Consider the following 20,868-nt stretch of genomic DNA (forward strand, 5'->3'; position numbering starts at 1 on the left):
AGGGGGGTAGCCGATCGTGCGGCCCCCCTTTTTTCATGAATTCGACTCAGACACACTCCCGTCCCTCTCTGCGCAGCCTGCCCCGCGATCTGTTTGAATTGCTGGGTTCGATGCGCTTTGCCGTCAGCCTGCTGATGTTCATCTGCGTGGCGAGCCTGGTGGGAACGGTCCTGCAGCAGAACCGGTCGTCCAACAACTACATCGACCAGTTCGGCCCGTTCTGGTTCGAGGTGTTCGACAAGTTCTCGATCTGGCACGTCTACAACAGCTGGTGGTTCCTGCTGATCATGGCGTTCCTGGTCATTTCGACGACGGTCTGCCTGATCCGCAACGCGCCCAAGATGCTGCGCGACGCGCGCTCGTTCCGCGAGCACGTGCGCGGGGGCAGCCTGCGGGCCTTTCCGCACCGCGTCGAGACCGAGGCGCCCACCGACGTGCCGCAAACCGCGGCCGGCCTGACCGCGCTGCTCAAGCGCATGGGCTACGCGGTGCGCGAGCGCCAGGACAGCACCGGCGTGCTGCTGGCCGCCAAGAAGGGCAGCGCCAACCGGCTGGGCTACGTGTTCGCCCACGCGGCCATGGTCATCATCTGTGTCGGCGGCCTGCTCGACAGCGAGCTGCCGGTGCGGCTGCAAGTCATGTTCGGCGGCAAGAAGCCGATCGTCGAGAACATGCTGATCTCCGAGGTGCCGGAAAGCGGCCGCCTGTCGGTCAACAACCCGAGCTTCCGCGCCAGCGTGCTGGTGCCGGAGAATGGCCAGGCCAGCACCGCGGTGGTGATGGTGGGCGACGGCGCGCTGGTGCAGCCGATGCCGTTCACCCTGAAGCTCAAGAAATTCGTCGTCGATTACTACTCGACCGGCATGCCCAGCCGTTTCGCCAGCGAAGTCGAAGTGACCGATCCGGATACCGGCAAGAGCTTCGATTCGACCATCGAGGTCAACGAGCCGCTGCGCTTCAAGGGCATGACGGTCTACCAGTCCAGCTTCGATGACGGCGGCAGCACGGTGGTGCTCAAGGGCTATCCGCTGGTGGGCGCCGACAGCGCCACCTTCAATGTTGACGGCACCGTGGGCAAGACCGCCGAAGTAACCGCTCACACTGCGCGTGGTCCGCGCAGCATGGGCGTGGAAATCACGGCGCTGCGCCCGATCAACGTCGAGGACCTGACCCGCGGCGATCCCAAGGGCGGCAACCAGAGCTTCGCCGAGCACGTGGCCTCGGTGTCCGGCAGCGCCGCCGGCAAGAAGAACGAGAACCTGCGCAACGTGGGCCCCAGCGTCGAATACAAGCTGATCGACGACGCGGGCCAGGCGCACGAATTCCAGAATTACATGCTGCCGGTGCAGCTGGACGGCGCCAGCGTGTTCCTGGCCGGCGTGCGCAACAATGCCGCCGAGCCGTTCCGCTATTTGCGCATCCCGGCCGATGATGACAGCTCGGTGGCCGAGTTCATGCGGTTGCGCGCGACGCTGGCCGATCCCGCCGCGCGCCAGGAAGCGGCCCGCCGCTTCGCCGAGCGCAACAGCCCCAGCGGCGCCGACCGCCAGCCGTTGCAGACGGCCGCCGAGCGTGCCCTGGAAACCTACGCCTCGGGCGGCCTGCAGGCCGTGGCGGCGTTCCTGCAGGCCAACACGCCGGCCGCCGACCTGGAGCGCGCCGCGGACGTGGTGATCCGCCTGATCGGCGCCAGCATGAACGAACTGCGGGCGGTCGAGCGCGAACGCGCCGGCTTGCCGCCGGTCCCGACCGAAGGCCCCGAGGCCGAGCGCGCCGCGCTGTGGTCGCGCCTGGCGGTGGCGGCGCTGTCCGACCTGACGGTCTATCCGGCCCCGGTGTTCTTCTCCCTGGCTGATTTCAACCACGTGCAGGCCAGCGTCTTCCAGGTCAGCCGCACGCCGGGCAAGAATACGGTCTACCTCGGCAGCCTGCTGCTGGTGCTGGGGGTGTTCTCGATGTTCTATATTCGGGATCGCCGCGTCTGGATCTGGATCAAGCCGCAGGAAGGCGGCAGCGGCATCCTGGCGGCGATGACGTCGCAGAAGCGTACACTCGACTTCAACCAGGAGTTCGATCGCTTCAAGCAGGCGCTGCTGCGCCAGAAAGGGTCTTAAGGTTTCCTATGTCCACGACGACCACCACGCATTCCCCCACGCCCGACAACCTCTGGCAGGACAGCCTGTCCGAGACCGGTGACAGCCGCGCGCAGCGCGGCCGGCCGGACTGGACGGACATCGTGTTCTTCCTGCTGCTGGCGGCGGGCGCCGGGTTCGCGCTGACGCGTTTCAGCGGCGCCATGGACTACTACGAGAAGATCATCCTGTGCGGCACCGTGCCGGTGCTGGCCTGGATGGGCTGGCTGTGGCGTCCGCTGCGCCGCCTGATGGTGGCCTGTGCGATCGCGGCCGGCCTGGCGCTGATGCTCTACGGCAACGACCTGGCGCGGGCCGAGCAGGTGTTCTTCCTGAAATACCTGTTCTCGTCGCAGTCGGCCATCCTGTGGATGAGCGCGCTGTTCGCGTTGGCCATGGTCTGCTACTGGATCGGTTTCTTCAGCCCGACCGCGGCCTGGCTGGGCACGGCCCTGACCTGGGGCGCGGTGTTCGCCGGCGTCACCGGCCTCCTGGTGCGCTGGCGCGAAGGCCATCTGATGGGCCCGGACCTGGGCCACATCCCGGTCAGCAACCTGTACGAAGTGTTCGTGCTGTTCGCGCTGATCACGGCGCTGTTCTACCTGTACTACGAACGCAAGTACGCCACGCGCGCGCTGGGCGGCTTCGTGCTGCTGGTGGTGACGTCGGCGGTGGTGTTCCTGCTGTGGTATTCGTTCACGCGCGACGCCGGGCAGATCCAGCCGCTGGTGCCGGCGCTCAAGAGCTGGTGGATGAAGCTGCACGTGCCCGCCAACTTCATCGGCTATGGCACCTTCTCGCTGGCGGCGATGGTCGGCTTCGCCTACCTGGTCAAGCAGCACGGCCAGACCTCGTCGTGGCTCAAGCTGGCGCCGCTGTTCGTGCTGGGCGTGCTGCTGTGCGCCGAGCCCATGGTGTTCCGCACCGACGGCCTGTCGGCCACCTGGATGCTGTACTTCGGCATCGGCGCGGTGATCGTCGGCGCCATCCTGCTGGGCCGGCGCCGCATCGCCGCCGCGCTGCCGCCGCTGGAGGTGCTGGACGACATCATGTACCGCGCCATCGCCATCGGCTTCGCCTTCTTCACCGTGGCGACCATCCTGGGCGCGCTGTGGGCCGCGGACGCCTGGGGCGCCTACTGGCAGTGGGATCCCAAGGAAACCTGGGCGCTGATCGTCTGGCTGAACTACGCGGCCTGGCTGCACATGCGCCTGATCAAGGGCCTGCGCGGCACCATGGCGGCCTACTGGGCGCTGACGGGCCTGCTGATCACCGGCTTCGCCTTCCTGGGCGTGAACATGTTCCTGTCGGGCCTGCATTCCTACGGCCAGCTCTGAGCCTGGCGCGCACGGCAAAAGGCCCCGTTTCGACGGGGCCTTTTTGCATCCGGAAGCCGGAGCGCGTTCAGGGCAGGGTCGATTCGCCGCGCAGCAGGTCCCGCAGGGTCTCGCGCTGGCGCACCACGTGATAGTGGTCGCCGTCGACCATGACCTCGGCCGCGCGCGGGCGGGTGTTGTAGTTGCCGGCCATGGTCATGCCATAGGCGCCGGCCGATTCCAGCGCCAGCACGTCGCCCTGTTCCAGCACCAGCGCGCGCTGGCGGGCCAGCCAGTCGGCGCTTTCGCAGACCGGGCCGACGACGTCGTATTCGAGCGTGTCGCCGGCGCGCGGCCGCAGCGGCCGCAGGCCGTGCCAGGCGTCGTACAGCGCCGGCCGCAGCAGGTCGTTCATGGCGGCGTCGACGATGGCGAAATTGCGCGCCTCGCCGTGCTTCAGGTACTGGACGGCGGTCAGCAGCACGCCGGCGTTGCCGACCAGCGACCGCCCGGGTTCGAGCACCAGCCGCAAATGGCCCTGGCCGCGCGCCTGCAGGTGCTGGAACACGTGATCCAGCAGCGCCTTGGGCGAGGGCGGCACTTCGTCGCTGTAGCGGATGCCCAGGCCGCCGCCCAGGTCCAGGTGCGACAGGCGGATGCCGATGTCGTCCAGGTCGGCGACCAGGTCGAGCAGCTTTTCCAGCGCGTCGAAATAGGGACTGATGTCGGTCAGCTGCGAGCCGATGTGGCAGTCCAGGCCGGTGATTTCCAGGCCTGGCAGCAGGCGGGCGCTGCGGTAGGCGTCCAGCGCCGCCCCGATGGGGATGCCGAACTTGTTTTCCTTCAGGCCGGTGGAGATGTACGGATGGGTCTGCGCGTCGACGTCCGGGTTGACGCGCAGCGCCACCCGGGCGCGTTGTCCGGTTTCCTGGGCCACGTCGGACAGCCGCTGCAATTCGGCCTCGGACTCGACGTTGAAGCACATGACGCCGGCGGCCAGCGCCGCGCGCATTTCCCAGGCCTGCTTGCCGACGCCGGAAAAGACGATGCGGGCGGGATCGGCGCCCACGGCCAGGGCGCGTTCGAGTTCACCGCCGGAGACGATGTCGAAACCGGCGCCGAGGCGGGCGAATTCCTTGAGGACGGCCAAGTTGGAATTGGCCTTCATGCCGTAGCAGACCTGCACGGGGCGCTGCCCGACGGCGCTGCGGTAGGTTTCCCAGGCGGCCTTGAGCGCCGCGCGGGAGTAGACGTAGAGCGGCGTTCCCAGTTTTTCGGCCAGATGGTCCAGCGGCACGTCTTCGGCGTACAGCACGTTGTTGCGGTACTGGAAGAAGGGGTGCCCGGCCAGTTCGGGCGGAACCGGGAACGCGGCGGTCATGGCAGGGAGGGCGCGGCCGGTATCTGCGGTACCTGGGGCGTCCTCTGGCCTTGCCCAGGTCGGGGCGGCTTGCCATCAGGCGTGGGCATGTACAACGGACCCTTGTAGCCGCAGGCCGCAACCATGCCGGTCGCCAACAGCGTGGCTACAATGCGAAGAGACATGCGGCTGAATGCCAATTGGAACACTGGGAACTCCGTAATTCTTGCAGGCTCGATTATGACCGAATCCGAATTTCTTGCGTTGATCGACCAGGTGCTGAACAGCATCGAAAGCCAGGCCGATGACTGGGCGGCTTCGCTCGATGTCGACGTCGAAACCAGCCGCAGCGGCAATGTGCTGACGATGGTGTTCGAAGACAATACCCACGTGGTGGTGAACAGCCAGGCCGCCATGCAGGAACTGTGGGTGGCCGCGCGCAGCGGCGGCTTTCACTACCGTTACGACGGCCAGAACTGGAACGATACCCGAGGCGGCCCGAAATTGCCGGACGCCTTGTCCCAGATCTGTTCGGCGGCGGCCGGCGTGCCCGTCACGATCCGCCTGTAACGCCCAAGAAAAAGGCCGGCTGACGCCGGCCTTTTTTCATTCCGTTCAGAACGGGATCTTCTGCGACCAGGGTTGGGCGTTCTGCGCGCCCACGCCCGGTCCGACCTTGATGCGGTTGTCTTCGCCGCTTTCGTTGTTCAGGCCGTTCAGGAACTCGCCCAGCGTATCGGCCTGCGGCAGGCCCAGGCGCGCCACCGCCTGTCCGGGCGGGAATTCCGAGAAGTAGTACTCGCCGTTCTCGACGATGATGCCGTCGGGACGGGGGCGCGGCTTTTCTTCCGGCACGCCCTTGAGCACGTCCTGCATGTAGTCGACCCAGATCGGCATGGCCACGCCGCCACCGGTTTCGCGCGAACCCAGCGACTTGGGCTGGTCGAAGCCGAGCCAGGCGGTGGCCACCAGCGACGGCGTGTAGCCCGAGAACCAGGCGTCCACGGATTCGTTGGTGGTGCCGGTCTTGCCGGCGATGTCGTTGCGCTTGAGCAGCACGCGGGCGCGGGCGGCGGTGCCGTAGGTGGCCACGCCGCGCAGCACGTCGTCCATGATCCAGGCGGTGCGCGGGTCGATGGCGCGGGCGGCGGCGTCGCCGGCCACGGTCGGCTTGGCCTGCATCACGATCTTGCCGTTGCTGTCGGTGACGCGGTCGATCAGGTAGGGCGTGACGCGGTAGCCGCCGTTGGCGAACACCGAGAACGCGCCGGCCAGCTGCAGCGGGGTCACCGAGCCGGCGCCCAGCGCCAGCGGCAGCACCGCGGGCTGGCGCGCCTTGTCGAAGCCGAAGCGGGTCAGGTAGTCCTGCGCGTACTGCGGGCCGATGGCCTGCAGGATGCGGATCGAGACCATGTTCTTGGACTTGTACAGGCCCTGGCGCAGCGTCAGCATGGGCTCGTACTGGTTGCCGTAGTTCTTCGGGTTCCAGGCCTTGGAGCCGGTCTGGGCCGCGGTCAGTTCGAACGGCTGGTCGGAGATCTGCGTGGCCGGCGTCAGGCCGCGCTCGAGCGAGGCGGCGTAGATGAACGGCTTGATGTTCGAGCCGGGCTGGCGCCAGGCCTGCGTCACGCGGTTGAAGTTGCCGCGGTAGAAATCGAAGCCGCCGACCATGGCGCGGATCGCGCCGTCCTGCGGCGAGAGCGCCACGAACGCGGCCTGCACCGACGGCAGGTTGATGATTTCCCAGTTGTCGCCGAGCTTGCGGATGTAGACCACCGAGCCGCGCTTGATGCGCTGCTCGGGCTTGGCCTTGTCGTTGAGCGCGCGCGCCACCACGCCCAGCACCTTCTTGTCGGTGACGGTGATGATCTCGCGCGAGCTGCGCGCCAGCTTCACTTCGGTGGGGCTGGCCGACAGCACCAGCGCGGTCAGCAGGTCGCCGCTGTCGCCGAACTTGTCGAACACCCCGTCCAGGAATTCATCCAGGGCCTGCGGGTTGTTCTCGGTGCCCGGCGGCAGGTCGAGCTGTTCCTCGGGGCCGGGGTAGGGCGCGCGGCGGGTGTATTCCAGCACGCCTTCACGCACGGCGCGGTAGGCCGCTTCCTGGTCCTTGGACTGGACCGTGGTGTAGATGTTGATGCCGCGCGAGTAGACGTTGTCCTGGTACACGTTGAACAGCAGCTGGCGCGCCAGTTCGGCCACGTATTCGCCATGGATGCTGTAGCCGCCGGCCGGCGTGCCTTCGGCCGACTTCATGACGATCTGCTGCGCCATCGCCTGCTTGTATTCAGGCTCGGTCAGGTAGCCCAGCGACTGCATGCGGCCCAGCACGTAGCGCTGGCGCAACTCGGCGCGGGGGCGGTTGGAGATCGGGTTGAAGCGCGACGGGGCCTTGGGAATGCCGGCCAGCATCGCGGCCTCGGCCGGCGTCACTTCGGACAGCGGCTTGCCGAAATAGGTGCGCGAGGCGGCCGCGAAGCCGTAGGCGCGGTGACCCAGGTAGATCTGGTTCATGTAGAGCTCGAGGATCTGGTCCTTGGTGAGCTCGGATTCGATCTTGAACGTCAGCAGCAGTTCGTAGAACTTGCGCGAGTAGGTCTTTTCCGACGACAGGTAGAAGTTGCGCGCCACCTGCATGGTGATCGTGCTGGCGCCCTGCGTCTTGGACATGTTGATCAGGTTGGTCAGGCCGGCGCGCACCACGCCGGTCCAGTCGATCCCGCCGTGCTGGTAGAAGCGGTCGTCTTCGGCCGCCAGCACCGCGGACTTCATCACGTCCGGGATTTCATTGAAGCGCAGCACGTTGCGGCGCTCTTCGCCGAATTCGCCGATCAGCACCTTGTCCGCCGTGTAGACGCGCAGCGGCACCCGCGGGCGGTAGTCCGTCATGGCGTTCAGGTCCGGCAGGTTGGGCCAGGCCAGCGCCAGCGCCATGCCCGCCAGCAGCACGCCGCACAGGAACAGGCCGGCAAAGAAAATGCCGGTCTTGACGAAAAAACGCAATATCGGGGAACCGTTATTGGCGGGCTTGTCTTTTTTGGAGGAATTCTGCGGCTTGCTCATCGCGGCGATTTTACGGGTATCTCCGGTCCCACCTCAGTGTGGCGGATCGGTTTCTGTAACAAGATAGTTCAGTGTGGTGCGCGGGCAACTTGGCGGCAGATGTGATAATGCCGTCATGAACTTTTCCGCTCACTCATGTCCGGAGGCTGACCCGGACCTGGCGCCCTCCGGCGAGGCGCCCGAAAACCCGCCTTGCGCCTCGGAGTGCCTGGGCAAGACCGTGTCGTTGCCGCACGACCTGCCCATCTTCCTGGTGGGAATGATGGGGGCGGGCAAGACGACCATCGGCCGTGGCCTGGCGCGTGCCCTGGGGCGCGATTTTATCGATCTGGACCATGAGCTCGAGGCGCGTTGCGGCGTGCGGGTGCCGGTAATCTTCGAAATCGAGGGTGAGGCCGGTTTCCGTCGTCGGGAATCCGCCGCCCTGGAAGAGTGTACCCAACGCCGCAACATAATTCTCGCCACCGGTGGCGGCGCCATCCTGGCCGCCGAAAACCGGTTGCGCCTGCGCGAGCGGGGCATCGTGGTCTATTTGAGGGCCAGTGTGGACGAATTGTTCCGCCGCACCTGCCGCGATCGCAACCGGCCCCTGCTGGCCACCGCCGATCCGCGCGGCACGCTGCGCGACCTGATGACCCTGCGCGAGCCCCTCTACAAGGAAGTCGCCGACCTGGTGGTGGAAACCGGCTCCATGCCCATCCACACCCTGGTCAAGGCGCTCCTGCCGCAATTACAAGCCTTCGAGAAGCAGATATGAACGTTGTTGAGGTCGACACCCCGGGCGGACAGTACCCCATCCGCATCGCGCCGGGGCGCCTGGATGCCCTGGACGAGAGCATTCCCGCCGACGCCACCGCCATCGCGGTGGTGACCAACCCGACCGTGGCGGCCCTGTACGGCGAACGCGCCGAAGCTGCCCTGGCGCGCACCGGCAAGCGGGTGCTGCGCATCGAGCTGCCGGACGGCGAGTCGTACAAGGACTGGCAGTCGCTGAACCTGATCTTCGACGCCCTGCTGGGCAATCGCCTGGACCGCCGCTGCGTGCTGGTGGCGCTGGGCGGCGGCGTGATCGGCGACATGACCGGCTTCGCCGCCGCGGTGTACATGCGCGGCGTGCGTTTCGTGCAGGTGCCCACGACCCTGCTGGCGCAGGTCGATTCGTCGGTCGGCGGCAAGACGGCCGTGAACCACCCGCTGGGCAAGAACATGATCGGCGCGTTCTACCAGCCGCTGGCGGTCGAGATCGACACCGCCGTGCTGGCCACGCTGCCGGCGCGCGAAGTGTCGGCCGGCCTGGCCGAAGTCATCAAGTACGGCCTGATCCTGGATCCGGAATTCTGGACCTGGTGCGAACAGAATGCGCAAAAACTGCGCAGCCTGGATCCGCAGGCCGTCGCCTACGCCATCCGCCGCTCGTGCGAACTGAAGGCGCAGGTGGTGGGCAAGGACGAACGCGAGTCCGGCCTGCGCGCCATCCTGAACCTGGGCCACACCTTCGGCCACGCCATCGAGGCGGGGCTGGGCTACGGCGCCTGGCTGCACGGCGAGGCGGTCGGCTGCGGCATGGTGCAGGCGGCGGAGCTGTCGGCGGACGTGGCGGGTTTCCCGCGCGCCGACGTGGCCCGCGTGCGCGCCCTGGTCGAGGCCATCGGCTGTCCCGTGATCGCGCCCGACCTGGGAGCCGATCGCTGGCTCGACCTGATGCAGGTCGACAAGAAGACCGAGGGCGGCGAGATCCGCTACGTGCTCATGACCCGCATCGGCGAAGCGATGATGCGGGCGGCGCCGGCCGATGCCGTGCGCGCCGTATTGGCCCGGACCACTCAATAAAGACCGCTGGAGAGACGGTGTCGCAGATGAAAGAACTGGCTTCCTATGCATCCGACCCGTCCCGATCGCGCGGCCGGGCCTATGCCGAACCCGCGCCGGAAAACCGCACGGAATTCCAGCGCGACCGCGATCGCATCATCCATTCCGGCGCGTTCCGGCGGCTGGAGTACAAGACCCAGGTCTTCGTGAACCACGAAGGCGACCTGTTCCGCACCCGGCTCACGCACAGCCTGGAAGTGGCGCAGATCGCGCGCACCCTGGCGCGCAGCCTGGGGCTGTCGGAAGACCTGACCGAAGCCATTTCGCTGGCGCATGACCTGGGCCACACGCCGTTCGGCCATGCCGGCCAGGATGAGCTCAACGCCTGCATGCGCGAACTGGCGCCCGAGGCCGGCGGCTTCGAGCACAACCTGCAGAGCCTGCGGGTGGTCGACGAGCTTGAAGAACGCTATGCCGACTTCAACGGCCTGAACCTGTGCTTCGAGACCCGCGAGGGCATCCTCAAGCACTGCTCGGCGGCCCATGCGCGGCAGCTGGGCGCGGTGGGGGAACGCTTCCTGGCGCGTACCCAGCCGTCGCTGGAAGCGCAGATCGCCAACCTGGCCGACGAAGTGGCCTACAACAACCACGACATCGACGACGGCCTGCGTTCGGGGCTCATCACGCTGGAACAGCTGCAGGGCGTGTCGATCTTCCAACGCCACCACGCCGAGGTGCTGGCGCGCTATCCCGACCTGGCGTCGCGCCGCGCGGTGGCCGAGACCATCCGGCGCATGATCAACACGCTGATCGGCGACCTGACGCAGACCTCGCTGGCGCGCATCCGCGACGCGGCGCCGGCCAGCGCCGACGACGTGCGGCGCGCGCCGCCGCTGGCGGGGTTCTCGGACGGCATCCGGCGCGAGGCGGATGAGCTGAAGAAGTTCCTGTTCGACAACCTGTACCGGCACTACCGCGTGCTGCGCATGACCACCAAGGCGCGCCGCATCGTGCGCGAATTGTTCGCGGCGTTCCTGGATGATCCGCGCCTGTTGCCGCCGGACTATCGGCGCGCGGCCTTCAATGACCAGGCCCGTGCCATCGCCGACTACATCGCCGGCATGACCGACCGCTACGCCATCCGCGAGCACCGGCGCCTGTTCGACATGAGCTAGGGCCGGCGCCGGGCGGCGTTCAGGGCTGATGTGTCCTGGGCGCCACCCGTGCCGGGGTCAGGCGGCGCGGCCCGCCGGTATCAACGATGCTTGCGGTACGGTTCGTCGGCCTCGACGAAAGTGGCTTCGGCGCGCGCGTCGCGCATCCATTCCTGCATTGCCGGCAGCGCCAGCACCGCGTCCATGTAGTCGCGCACCGGGCCGGCCGCGGCGATGCCGTAGGTGACGAAGCGCGACACGACCGGCGCGAAGAACGCATCGGCGATCGAGAAGGCGCCAAACAGGAACGGGCCGCCCTGGCCGAATTCCGCGCGGGTGTCCTGCCAGATGGCATGCATGCGCGAAATCTCCTGGCGCGCGGCCTCGGGAATGTCGATGCCCGGCAGGTGCGCCTCGATGTTCATCGGCAGCGCCTGGCGCAGCGCGCCGAAGCCGCTGTGCATCTGCGCCGCCAGCGAACGGGCGCGGGCCCGGGCGCGTGCGTCCTGCGGCCACAGGCGGGCCTCGGGATGCTGTTCGGCCACGTATTCGCAGATCGCCAGCGAGTCCCAGACCGCCAGGTCGCCATCCAGCAGCACCGGCACCAGTCCGGCCGGCGTCAGCGTTTCCAGGTGGCGGGCGAACGCCTCGGTGAACAGGCCCAGCTTCTGTTCGGTGAAGGCGACGCCGCTGGCGCGCAGCGCGAGCCATGGCCGCAGCGACCACGACGAGTAGTTCTTGTTGCCGATGATCAAGGTGTACATGCCGATTCCCCTTAGTGACAGGCCCTGATTGCGCCGCGCCGTTCAGCCGGCTGGCATGCGGCGCAGCAGTTTGCCGAGATAGTGTCCGGTGTGGCTTTCCGGCGCGGCCGCCACGTCTTCCGGCGTGCCTTGTGCCACCACGCGACCGCCGCCGTCGCCGCCTTCCGGGCCCATGTCGACGAGCCAGTCCGCGGTCTTGATGACGTCCAGGTTGTGTTCGATGATGAGCACGGTGTTGCCGCTGTCCACCAGCTGGTTGAGCACTTGCAGCAGCAGTTCGATGTCGCGGAAATGCAGGCCGGTGGTGGGTTCGTCCAGGATGTACAGGGTGCGGCCGGTGCTGCGCCGCGACAGTTCCTGCGACAGCTTCACGCGCTGCGCCTCGCCGCCCGACAGGGTGGTGGCGCTCTGGCCCAGCCGGATGTACGACAGGCCGACGTCGATCAGCGTGTGCAGCTTGCGCGCGATCGCCGGCACCGATTCGAAATACTCCAGCGCCTGCTCGACCGTCAGGTCCAGCACTTCGCTGATGTTGCGGCCGCGGTAGCGGATCTCCAGCGTCTCGCGGTTGTAGCGCTTGCCGTGGCAGACGTCGCAGGGCACGTACATGTCGGGCAGGAAGTGCATCTCGACCTTGACCACGCCGTCGCCCTGGCAGGCCTCGCAGCGGCCGCCTTTGACGTTGAAGCTGAAGCGGCCGGGATCGTAGCCGCGGGTGCGGGCCTCGGGCACGCCCGCGAACAGTTCGCGGATCGGCGTGAACAGGCCGGTGTAGGTGGCCGGGTTGCTGCGCGGGGTGCGGCCGATCGGGCTCTGGTCGACGCTGATGATCTTGTCGAAGTTCTCCAGGCCCTGCATCGCGGCGTAGGGGGCGGGTTCGCTCTGGGCGTGATGCAGCTGGCGCGACACCGCCACCGCCAGCGTGTCGTTGACCAGGGTCGACTTGCCCGAGCCGGACACGCCGGTGACGCAGATCAGGCGGCCGGCCGGCAGGCGCAGGTCGACGTTCTTGAGGTTGTTGCCGGTGGCGCCGGTGAGGGTCAGCCAGGGCAGCTCGTCCGTGACCGGGCGGCGCTGCGGGATGGCGATGGCGCGCTGGCCGCTCAGGTACTGGCCGGTGAGCGAATTCGGGTCGCGCTGCACGGTCTCGGGATCGCCCTGCGCCACCACTTCGCCGCCGTGCTCGCCCGCGCCCGGACCCATGTCCACGACCCAGTCGGCCATGCGGATCATGTCTTCGTCGTGCTCGACCACGATGACGCTGTTGCCCAGGTCGCGCAGGTGCTGCAGCGTGCCGATCAGGCGGTCGTTGTCGCGCTGGTGCAGGCCGATCGAGGGTTCGTCCAGCACGTACATCACGCCGGTCAGGCCCGAGCCGATCTGGCTGGCCAGGCGGATGCGCTGGGCCTCGCCGCCGGAGATGGTGTCGGCGCTGCGGTCCAGCGACAGATAGTTCAGGCCGACGTTGTTCAGGAAGCTCAGGCGCGCTTCGATCTCGCGCACGATGCGTTGCGCGATCTCCTGCTTGGCGCCGGTCAGCGCCAGGTCGCGGAACCACGCCAGGCAGGTCGACAGCGGCATCGCCTCGACTTCGTAGATGGCCTGGCCGTGGCGTTCGCCGCCGCGCGGGTCCTGGCCGATCAGCACGTGGCGCGCTTCCGGCCGCAGGCGCGAGCCGCCGCAGTCCGGGCAGGTCTTGATGTTGCGGTACTTGCCCAGCTCTTCGCGCACGGTGGCCGAATCGGTTTCGCGCCAGCGGCGCTCCAGGTTCGGGATCACGCCCTCGAAGGTGTGGCGCTTGACGGTGCTACGGCCCTTTTCGTTCAGGTACAGGAACGAGATTTCCTCTTCGCCCGAGCCATACAGCACCTTGTCGCGCAGCGCCTCGGGCAGGTCCTCGAAGGGCGCCTCGATGTCGAATTCGTAGTGCGCCGCCAGGCTGGTCAGCAGCGAATGGGTAAAGGCGTTGCGGCGGTCCCAGCCGCGGATGGCGCCGGCCGCCAGGCTCAGCTCGGGAAAGGCGACCACGCGCTTGGGGTCGAAGAAGCCCACCTGGCCGATGCCGTCGCAGCTGGGGCAGGCGCCCATCGGGTTATTGAAGCTGAACAGGCGCGGTTCCAGTTCCGGCAGGCTGTGGCTGCAGACCGGGCAGGCGTAGCGGCTGGAAAAGACCTGCTCGCGGCTGCCGTCCATGTCCAGCGCCAGCGCGCGGCCGTCGGCCAGCTGCAGCGCGGTCTCGAAGCTCTCGGCCAGGCGCTGCTTGCTCTCGGGCTTGATGCGCAGGCGGTCGATGACCACGTCGATGTCGTGCTTCTCGGTTTTCTTCAGCGGCGCCATGCCGTCGATTTCCACCATCTGGCCGTCCACGCGCAGGCGCACGTAGCCCTGCGCCTGCAGGCTGGCGCACTCGTCCTCGAAGCTGCCTTTCTTGCCGCGCGCGATCGGGGCCAGCACCGCCAGGCGGGTGTCGGCCGGCCAGGACAGCACCGCGTCCACCATCTGGCTGACGCTCTGCGCCTGCAACGGCAGGCCGTGGTCCGGGCAATAGGGCGTGCCGACCCGCGCGTACAGAAGGCGCAGGTAATCGTGGATCTCGGTGATGGTGCCGACGGTGGAACGCGGGTTGTGGCCCGCCGCCTTCTGCTCGATCGAGATGGCCGGCGACAGCCCCTCGATCAGGTCGACGTCGGGCTTGTCCATCAGCTGCAGGAACTGGCGGGCGTAGGCGGACAGGCTTTCGACGTAGCGCCGCTGCCCCTCCGCGTAAAGCGTATCGAATGCCAGCGAGGACTTGCCCGAGCCGGACAGGCCGGTAACCACCACCAGCTTGTGGCGCGGCAGATCCAGCGAGACGTTCTTGAGATTGTGGGTGCGGGCACCCCGAATGCGTATGGTCACGTCTATCGGGCTCTTTTAAGCGGTTGCAAAGGCCAACTTGGTACTATAGCGCGCCGAGTCCTCAGGCCATAGATCAGACCGCAAGCGCATGACATTCGCGCGCGAACGGCCCTCGTCATCGTTGAAAATTCCGCATGCCGGCAGACACGAAACTGAAATTGACCCCTTCCGAGCGCCGCGCCAGCGTGGCGCTGGCCGGTTTGTTCGCCGCGCGGATGCTGGGGCTGTTCCTGTTGCTGCCGGTGTTCGCCGTCGCCGCCCGCGGCCTGCCTGGAGGCGACGACCCCGCCCGGGTCGGCCTGGCGCTGGGCATGTACGGCCTGACCCAGGCGTTCATGCAGATTCCCTTCGGGCTGGCCTCCGACCGCTGGGGCCGCCGGCCCGTGGTGCTGTTCGGCCTGCTGCTGTTCGTGGCGGGTAGCGTGGTCTGTGCGCAGGCCGACGACGTGTTCTGGATCACCATCGGCCGCGCCATCCAGGGCGCCGGGGCCATTTCGGCCGCCGTGACCGCCTGGCTGGCCGACGCCACCCGCGACGAGGTGCGCACCCGCGCCATGGCCATGGTGGGCGGTTCGATCGGCCTGTCGTTCGCCGCGTCGCTGGTGCTGTCGCCGGTGCTGGTGGGCTGGTGGGGGTTGTCCGGCCTGTTCTGGACCATCGCCTGTCTGGGCGTAGTCTGCCTGGCGGTGGCGCGCTGGGTGGTGCCGGTGGTGCCGCGCACCCAGGCCCGCAGCATGCAGGCCGCCAGTCCGCGCCAGGTGCTGACCCACACCGACCTGCTGCGGCTCAATTTCGGCGTGTTCGTGCTGCACATGATCCAGGTGTCGCTGTTCGTGGTGGTGCCGGCGCTGCTGGCCAAGGTCGGCGGCCTGGATGCGCGCGAGCTCTGGAAGGTCTACCTGCCGGTGATCCTGGTGTCGTTCGTGCTGATGGTGCCGGTGGTGTTCGTGGCCGAAAAGCGCCGCGCCCACCGGGGCGCCCTGCGCGCCGCCGTGGCCGGGCTGGTGCTGGTGTGCGCGCTGCTGCCGGCGGCCAGTCACGGCTTTTACACCCTGGCGATGGCCCTGACCGGCTTCTTCGTGGCGTTCAACGTGCTGGAGGCGCTGCAGCCTTCCCTGGTGTCGCGCGTGGCGCCGCAGGCCTACAAGGGCCTGGCGCTTGGGTTCTACAACACGGCCCAGGCCGCGGGCCTGTTCACGGGCGGCGCGCTGGGCGGCTGGGTGGCATCGCACTCCGGCGCCGGCACGGTCTTCATCTGCGCGGCCGTGCTGGCGGCCGTCTGGCTGGCCGTGACCTGGGCGCTCAAGCCGCTGGCCTGAGGCGCCCGCGGGGCGAGCGGCGGAAAGTCGCGGATCGCGCCGCCAACGGTGCCCAACAGCGGTGAAATCGTTTCCCGGGCAGGACAGCTTTGTCACGATTCCGGTTTGGCGCGGCAGGCGCTTTTCGTCGATAATAGAAGACAAACTAGGGCTTCTCCGGCGTCGCCGGTCATCATTGCGGTGACCGGCGAGTTTCATGAAGCCGGTCTTCAACATCGCTTTTTATGTTGTTGCCGGCGCGCTCGCGGCAACGTGTGGCACAGGCTGTCAACAACAGAGGGACAACGGCATGGCATCGGTTAACAAAGTCATTCTCGTGGGCAACCTGGGTCGCGACCCGGAAGTCCGCTATAGCCCCGAGGGGGCCGCAATCTGCAACATGTCCATCGCCACGACCTCCACCTGGAAGGACAAGGCATCGGGCGAACGCCGCGAAGAAACCGAATGGCACCGCGTGGTCATGTACAACCGCCTGGCCGAAATCGCCGGCGAATACCTGAAGAAGGGCCGCTCGGTCTACATCGAGGGCCGCCTGAAGACCCGCAAGTGGCAGGACAAGGACACCGGCGCTGACCGCTACAGCACCGAAATCGTCGCCGATCAGATGCAGATGCTGGGCGGCCGCGAAGACGGCGGCGGCGGTGGCGGCAGCTACGGTGGCGGTGGTGGCTACGACGACGCGCCGGCGCGCCAGCCGCAGCAGCGCGCCCCGGCCCAGCGCCCGGCGCCGCAGCAGCGTCCCGCGCCCCAGGCCGCGCCCGCCGGCGGCGGCGCCAACCTGGCCGACATGGACGACGATATTCCGTTCTGATCGCGTCTTCCGCGGCCGTTCACGAACAAAGCCCGGCAAGCCTTGCGCTTGCCGGGCTTTGTGCCGTTGGGACGCCGCCAAGACGCAGTGGCTGCTCGAAGCTGCTGTTTTTTCGGGGAAATCCCGCCAGCTATCCACAGGCTGTGCACAGCATTTCAACAGCTTTCCCACTGGTTTTTGGGCCTTTTCCACCGGTTGTTCACAGGGCCTCGCAAGGGGGCCCTGGCGCCTCCAGGGTCGCCAAGCGGCACGGCAACCCGCCGGATTTCGAACCCGGGTCTGGCCATCCGCCGGAAAACCGCATGCAACTTGGCTCCATGCATAGTGCAGGCACGAACTATCCACAGGCTGCGCACAGCCTTTGCACAGCTTGTGCACCGTAATTCGGGGCTTTTCCACAGCTTTTCAACAGGGTCGAAAAGGGCGCGCCCGGTTCGCGCCAGGATTGCCGTTATCCGCCACGGCGTCGGCCTTTCGCAAACCGTCCGCCGCCGCACCGGCTGGCCTGGGAGCAGGATCGGCCCATGATGTTGCTGGGTGGCGGCCAATCGTTGAGGGAACAGCTGAAGGGGGCCAGGGAAGCGAATGGTCAATGGAGGGAACGGACGAGGAGCGAGGGTGAAATTCGCTGCATTGTCGTCATGAAATATTTGGTTTCATAAAAGCCTCTTGCGTTATCTATCTAGTAGTAGGTAAGATTCATCCATCGACGCAGCACCCAGCAACACCGCAGCGCCGCCCCAAACCAGAAATACAGTAGCACCCCTTTTTATTTGCCTTGTTGTCTACCTATAAGTAGATAGTTTAAACGAAACATCCTAGCCATCGTTATCTGGAGATCATCATGAAGACCCTCGTATCCGCCCTGATCCTGTCCGCTTCCTTCATCGGCGCCGCTCAAGCCGGCGAACTGGACTACCCGCCCGCCCTGAACACCCAAAGCACGGTGACCCGCGTCCAGGTGCAGCAAGAACTGGCTGCCGCCCGCGCCAACGGTGAACTGACCACGACCGAAGAAGGCTACGCCGCCACCGCGTTCGCCAGCGCTGGTGACAAGAGCCGCGCCCAAGTGAAGCAGGAACTGGCCGCCGCCCGCGCCCAAGGCCTGACCGAAAGCGGCGAACTGGACTACCCGCCCGTTCAAGGCTGATTTTTTCGACCTGACCTCTATCTATAGATAGATAGCTTTCATCCGAATCGCAGTACCCGATCCTTTTCCGGAGATCCACCATGAAGACCCTCGTATCCGCCCTGATCCTGACCGCCTCGTTCCTGGGCGCCGCCCACGCCGGTGAGCTGGACTATCCGCCCGCCGCGAACACCCAAAGCACGGTGACCCGCGCTCAGGTGCAGCAAGAGCTGGCCGCCGCCCGCGCCAACGGTGAACTGGCCACGACCGAAGAAGGCTACGCCGCCACCGCCTTCGCCAGCGCCGGCGACAAGAGTCGCGCCCAGGTGCAGCAAGAACTGGCCGCTGCCCGCGCCCAGGGCCTGACCGAAAGCGGTGAACTGGACTACCCGCCCGTGCAAGGCTGAGTCCGATGACGGCCACTGCGAACCCCGGGGGGCGGGATCATTCCCGGCCGGGGTTCGCACGGTTGCATCGGATCCCCGCCTAGGGATACCGCCGATGACGAACCGACCTATTAGTAGGTAATATTCAGCCATGGACACTCCGACCCCCAACACCACCCGCGACCAGCTGCTGGCCCATGCCGAAAAGCTGATCCGTACCCGCGGTTGCAACGGCTTCAGCTATCGCGACCTGGCCGAGCACGTGGGCGTGAAGACGTCCAGCATCCACTACTACTTTCCCGGCAAGGACGACCTGCTCTACGAGGCCGTTGAAGCCTACAGCGCCCGCGCCCTGGCGTCGGTGCGCAGCATCGACACCGCGCAGCCGGCGCATGCCCAGCTCGACGCCTATCTGACGATGATGGAATCGAAGGCCTGCGGCCACGGCGAACTGTGCCTGGGCGGCATGCTGGCCGCGGAAATGATGAGCCTGCCCGACCGCGTGCGCGGCGCGCTGCAGGGATTCTTCCGTGCGCACGAAGCCTGGTTGACCCGTGTATTGGCGCAAGGCGCCGAAGAGGGCACTCTGAAATTCTCGGGCACCGCCGAAGCGGCCGGCCGGGCGGTGTTCGCCACGGTGCAGGGCTGCATGCTGGTGTCACGCCTGTTCCAGGCGCCGCCGGCCCTGTGCGAGGCGATCAGCGCCCTGTACGTCGAGTGCCAGGACAAGCCCGCCGCCTGATCCACTCCGCTTTTCCATCGCCACGGCCGCAACGCGCAAGCGTGCGGCCGTTGTCATTGGATCGCGGCGGATCGCGGCGTCGCCTGCCTCAAGCCAATGCGCGGGCCATGTCCGCGCTGCTGCGCGCCTGCATGCCGAGGTCGCGCATGCGCTCCAGGAACACCGACTGGGCGTCCGCGAAGCCCGTGACCGGGCTGATGCAGTCGGTCAGCAGCACCACGCGCGACAGGTTGCCGCCCGGCAGGTGTTCGGCGATGTGCTCGACCGTGGCCTTGACGCAATGGCTGCCAGCCACGCCCGCGACGATGATGAGGTCGGAACGGTCCAGCGCGTCGAGCAGCTTGCGGTTGAGCTGGCTGCGCGGGTCGTCGGCATCCGGCACCTCGGCCATCAGCGCGCTGTAGTGCTCGGTCCATGGGTTGGCGCCCTTGGGCACCTTGCGCACGATGTATTGGCGTTCGTCTTCCCAGCGGCCATAGGCGGCGCGCACGTCCGGATGGACGTTGTGGCCCCAGGTGCCGATCTCGCAATGCACCGGCCAGACCATCAGGGTGTAGCGGCCGCGCGCCTCCAGCTCGTCCAGATACGACAGCGTGCGCGGCAGGTCGTCGACGTGGCGGGGCTGGAAGGCGCCCGAGCGCACCTGGCTGGCGGTGATGGGCGTGAAGGGCGCCACCGGCCGGCCGTCGCCGCCGCGCCAGAAGGTGGGATGGGCGATGTCGAGCCGATGGTGCGAATCCAGCGTGACGGTGACGGCCGACAGCGCGGGCGCGGTGGCATCGACGAAGCGCGCCAGACGCTGCATGTCGGCGTGCGCGCCCGGCACCGGCAGCGCGGGCGCGACGGCCTGGCCCGTCAGCGGATCGACGGGCAGGTATTCCGCGGGAAGGTCGCAGAAATCATTCTGCGGATCGATGATCAGTAGATGAACGGAGCGCGACATGGGGGCACAGGCAGGAAGTGAATACGAAATATAGACCGGGAGACGCGCTGCGCGCGAGCATCTTGCCCGGATCCGGCCTGGCCACGCACGGCGGCCCGTTTCAGAACAGCACCAGGTGACGGGGCAGGTCGGGCAACTGGCGCAGCAACGCGCGCCACGAGAGCCACACGCGGGCCAATCCCGCCACCACCACCGCGGTCGCGCCGATATAGAAAACCATGATCCACTCCATGCCACTTGAATCGCACGGTCGTGCGAAATTAGCCGAAAACCATGCCGGCTCGCGCCGGCTTCCAGGGTAAGGATTACTCGATGTACTTGAAACTGCGATACGTGGAAATCAGGCGCTCGTAGGCGGCGCGCACCCGTTCGCGGGCCTTGGGATCGCGCAGGAAACGGGCGTCGTGCATCAGGCCGATCATCAGGCTGTAGACCTCGAACACCAGTTGTTCGGGATCGGTGTCCGGGCGCAGGTGGCCTTCGTCCAGCGCTTGCCGCACCGTGCGCACCATGACGCCGCGCCACCGCCGCAGGTTGTTTTCCAGGATTTCGCGCAGGGGGGATTCGACATCGTCGAATTCGAAGGCGCCGGCGATATAGATGCAGCCGGTCAGCAGTTCGACGTTGCAGGCGCGCTCGATCCACAGGCTCATGAGCGCGTTCAAGCGCGGCAGTCCGCGCGGTTGCGCCATGGCGGGCGTGAAGACGGCCTCCACGAAGCGGCGCTCGTACTCATCCAGCACGGCCTGCTGCAAGGCCTCGCGCGAGCCTACCCGTGAAAACACGCCGCTCTTGCTGATGTCCAGCCGCTTGGCCACCTGGCCGAGCGACAGGCTCTCGAGCCCCTGGGCGGCGGCCATGTCCAGGGCCGCGTCCACGATGGCCGCGAAAGTCAGCTCGCTTTTTTCGGTCTTGGCAGTCATGCGCCAGAATTTAGCACGACTGTGCGAAAAATGTGTGATTTTCCTGCGAAAGGACGTCGGCAAAAAAATACCGGACAGCCAGGGCTGTCCGGTACGGCATGCGTCGCCGTTGCCGGCGG

18 protein-coding genes are annotated in these 20,868 nt (G+C 67.1%); 11 read left to right on the forward strand and 7 right to left on the reverse strand.

Annotation, left to right across the window (positions count from 1 at the left end; genetic code table 11):
• Positions 1–35 precede the first annotated feature (35 nt).
• Together AC1HFW_RS21785 and ccsB are read left to right on the forward strand one after the other, a co-directional pair.
• On the forward strand, positions 36–2,114 hold the full coding sequence (locus AC1HFW_RS21785; protein ID WP_035359751.1) for a cytochrome c biogenesis protein ResB: 2,079 nt from the start codon (positions 36–38) through the stop codon (positions 2,112–2,114).
• A gap of 8 nt (positions 2,115–2,122) precedes the next feature.
• Complete coding sequence (gene ccsB / locus AC1HFW_RS21790) at positions 2,123–3,469, forward strand: c-type cytochrome biogenesis protein CcsB (protein WP_006392019.1); 1,347 nt, start codon at positions 2,123–2,125, stop codon at positions 3,467–3,469.
• A gap of 67 nt (positions 3,470–3,536) precedes the next feature.
• Here the strand turns inward: ccsB and lysA are convergent, their stop codons facing one another.
• Positions 3,537–4,829, reverse strand: coding sequence for a diaminopimelate decarboxylase (gene lysA, locus AC1HFW_RS21795; RefSeq protein WP_479285194.1), 1,293 nt, complete (start codon positions 4,827–4,829; stop codon positions 3,537–3,539).
• Positions 4,826–5,098 carry an LPS translocon maturation chaperone LptM gene (gene lptM, locus AC1HFW_RS21800; RefSeq protein WP_420534849.1) on the reverse strand — a complete coding sequence of 91 codons (273 nt, stop codon included), beginning with the start codon at positions 5,096–5,098 and terminating at the stop codon, positions 4,826–4,828. The genes lysA and lptM overlap by 4 nt, the downstream gene beginning before the upstream one ends.
• Between lptM and cyaY the strand changes: the two genes are divergently transcribed.
• Positions 5,049–5,378, forward strand: coding sequence for an iron donor protein CyaY (gene cyaY, locus AC1HFW_RS21805; RefSeq protein ID WP_006392017.1), 330 nt, complete (start codon positions 5,049–5,051; stop codon positions 5,376–5,378). The two genes, lptM and cyaY, sit on opposite strands and share 50 nt — an antisense overlap.
• Before the next feature lie 45 nt (positions 5,379–5,423).
• Here cyaY and AC1HFW_RS21810 read toward each other — a convergent pair whose 3' ends face one another.
• Complete coding sequence (locus AC1HFW_RS21810) at positions 5,424–7,871, reverse strand: penicillin-binding protein 1A (protein ID WP_479285195.1); 2,448 nt, start codon at positions 7,869–7,871, stop codon at positions 5,424–5,426.
• Between the two features lie 115 nt (positions 7,872–7,986).
• Between AC1HFW_RS21810 and AC1HFW_RS21815 the strand changes: the two genes are divergently transcribed.
• Genes AC1HFW_RS21815 through AC1HFW_RS21825 form a run of 3 tightly spaced genes read left to right on the forward strand, consistent with a single transcriptional unit; the run spans position 7,987 to position 10,855 of the window.
• Positions 7,987–8,628: a shikimate kinase gene (locus AC1HFW_RS21815; RefSeq protein ID WP_035359749.1), complete on the forward strand. Its 642-nt coding sequence runs from the start codon at positions 7,987–7,989 to the stop codon at positions 8,626–8,628.
• Complete coding sequence (aroB, locus tag AC1HFW_RS21820) at positions 8,625–9,701, forward strand: 3-dehydroquinate synthase (RefSeq protein WP_006392014.1); 1,077 nt, start codon at positions 8,625–8,627, stop codon at positions 9,699–9,701. Before AC1HFW_RS21815 ends, aroB begins: the two co-directional genes overlap by 4 nt.
• A gap of 26 nt (positions 9,702–9,727) precedes the next feature.
• Positions 9,728–10,855: a deoxyguanosinetriphosphate triphosphohydrolase gene (locus tag AC1HFW_RS21825; RefSeq protein ID WP_479286538.1), complete on the forward strand. Its 1,128-nt coding sequence runs from the start codon at positions 9,728–9,730 to the stop codon at positions 10,853–10,855.
• Between the two features lie 80 nt (positions 10,856–10,935).
• Here the strand turns inward: AC1HFW_RS21825 and AC1HFW_RS21830 are convergent, their stop codons facing one another.
• Together AC1HFW_RS21830 and uvrA are read right to left on the reverse strand one after the other, a co-directional pair.
• Positions 10,936–11,598 (reverse strand): glutathione S-transferase family protein, encoded by a 663-nt coding sequence (locus tag AC1HFW_RS21830; protein WP_479285196.1) that lies wholly within the window; start codon positions 11,596–11,598, stop codon positions 10,936–10,938.
• A 42-nt stretch (positions 11,599–11,640) separates the two neighbouring features.
• Positions 11,641–14,496: an excinuclease ABC subunit UvrA gene (uvrA, locus tag AC1HFW_RS21835; protein ID WP_420534850.1), complete on the reverse strand. Its 2,856-nt coding sequence runs from the start codon at positions 14,494–14,496 to the stop codon at positions 11,641–11,643.
• Between the two features lie 134 nt (positions 14,497–14,630).
• On the opposite strand from uvrA, the gene AC1HFW_RS21840 reads away from it, so the two are divergent.
• The 5 genes from AC1HFW_RS21840 to AC1HFW_RS21860 all read left to right on the forward strand — a co-directional run bounded on the left by AC1HFW_RS21840 (position 14,631) and on the right by AC1HFW_RS21860 (position 18,883).
• The gene (locus tag AC1HFW_RS21840; protein WP_479285197.1) at positions 14,631–15,815 is read left to right on the forward strand and encodes an MFS transporter; all 1,185 of its coding nucleotides are present in this window, start codon (positions 14,631–14,633) and stop codon (positions 15,813–15,815) included.
• Between the two features lie 289 nt (positions 15,816–16,104).
• Entirely contained in the window at positions 16,105–16,626 is a 522-nt protein-coding gene (gene ssb / locus AC1HFW_RS21845; protein ID WP_035359744.1) for a single-stranded DNA-binding protein, read from the forward strand.
• 844 nt (positions 16,627–17,470) lie between these two features.
• Positions 17,471–17,776, forward strand: coding sequence for a DUF4148 domain-containing protein (locus AC1HFW_RS21850; RefSeq protein WP_479285198.1), 306 nt, complete (start codon positions 17,471–17,473; stop codon positions 17,774–17,776).
• 80 nt (positions 17,777–17,856) lie between these two features.
• Positions 17,857–18,162, forward strand: coding sequence for a DUF4148 domain-containing protein (locus AC1HFW_RS21855; protein ID WP_006392007.1), 306 nt, complete (start codon positions 17,857–17,859; stop codon positions 18,160–18,162).
• A gap of 130 nt (positions 18,163–18,292) precedes the next feature.
• Entirely contained in the window at positions 18,293–18,883 is a 591-nt protein-coding gene (locus AC1HFW_RS21860; RefSeq protein WP_006392006.1) for a TetR/AcrR family transcriptional regulator, read from the forward strand.
• 88 nt (positions 18,884–18,971) lie between these two features.
• On the opposite strand, the gene AC1HFW_RS21865 is transcribed toward AC1HFW_RS21860, so the two are convergent.
• Together AC1HFW_RS21865 and AC1HFW_RS21870 are read right to left on the reverse strand one after the other, a co-directional pair.
• Complete coding sequence (locus tag AC1HFW_RS21865) at positions 18,972–19,826, reverse strand: cysteine hydrolase family protein (protein ID WP_479285199.1); 855 nt, start codon at positions 19,824–19,826, stop codon at positions 18,972–18,974.
• A 305-nt stretch (positions 19,827–20,131) separates the two neighbouring features.
• Positions 20,132–20,749 (reverse strand): TetR/AcrR family transcriptional regulator, encoded by a 618-nt coding sequence (locus AC1HFW_RS21870; RefSeq protein ID WP_006392003.1) that lies wholly within the window; start codon positions 20,747–20,749, stop codon positions 20,132–20,134.
• Positions 20,750–20,868: the final 119 nt, after the last annotated feature.

It is taken from the genome of Achromobacter sp. ISS7 (genome assembly GCF_056523125.1).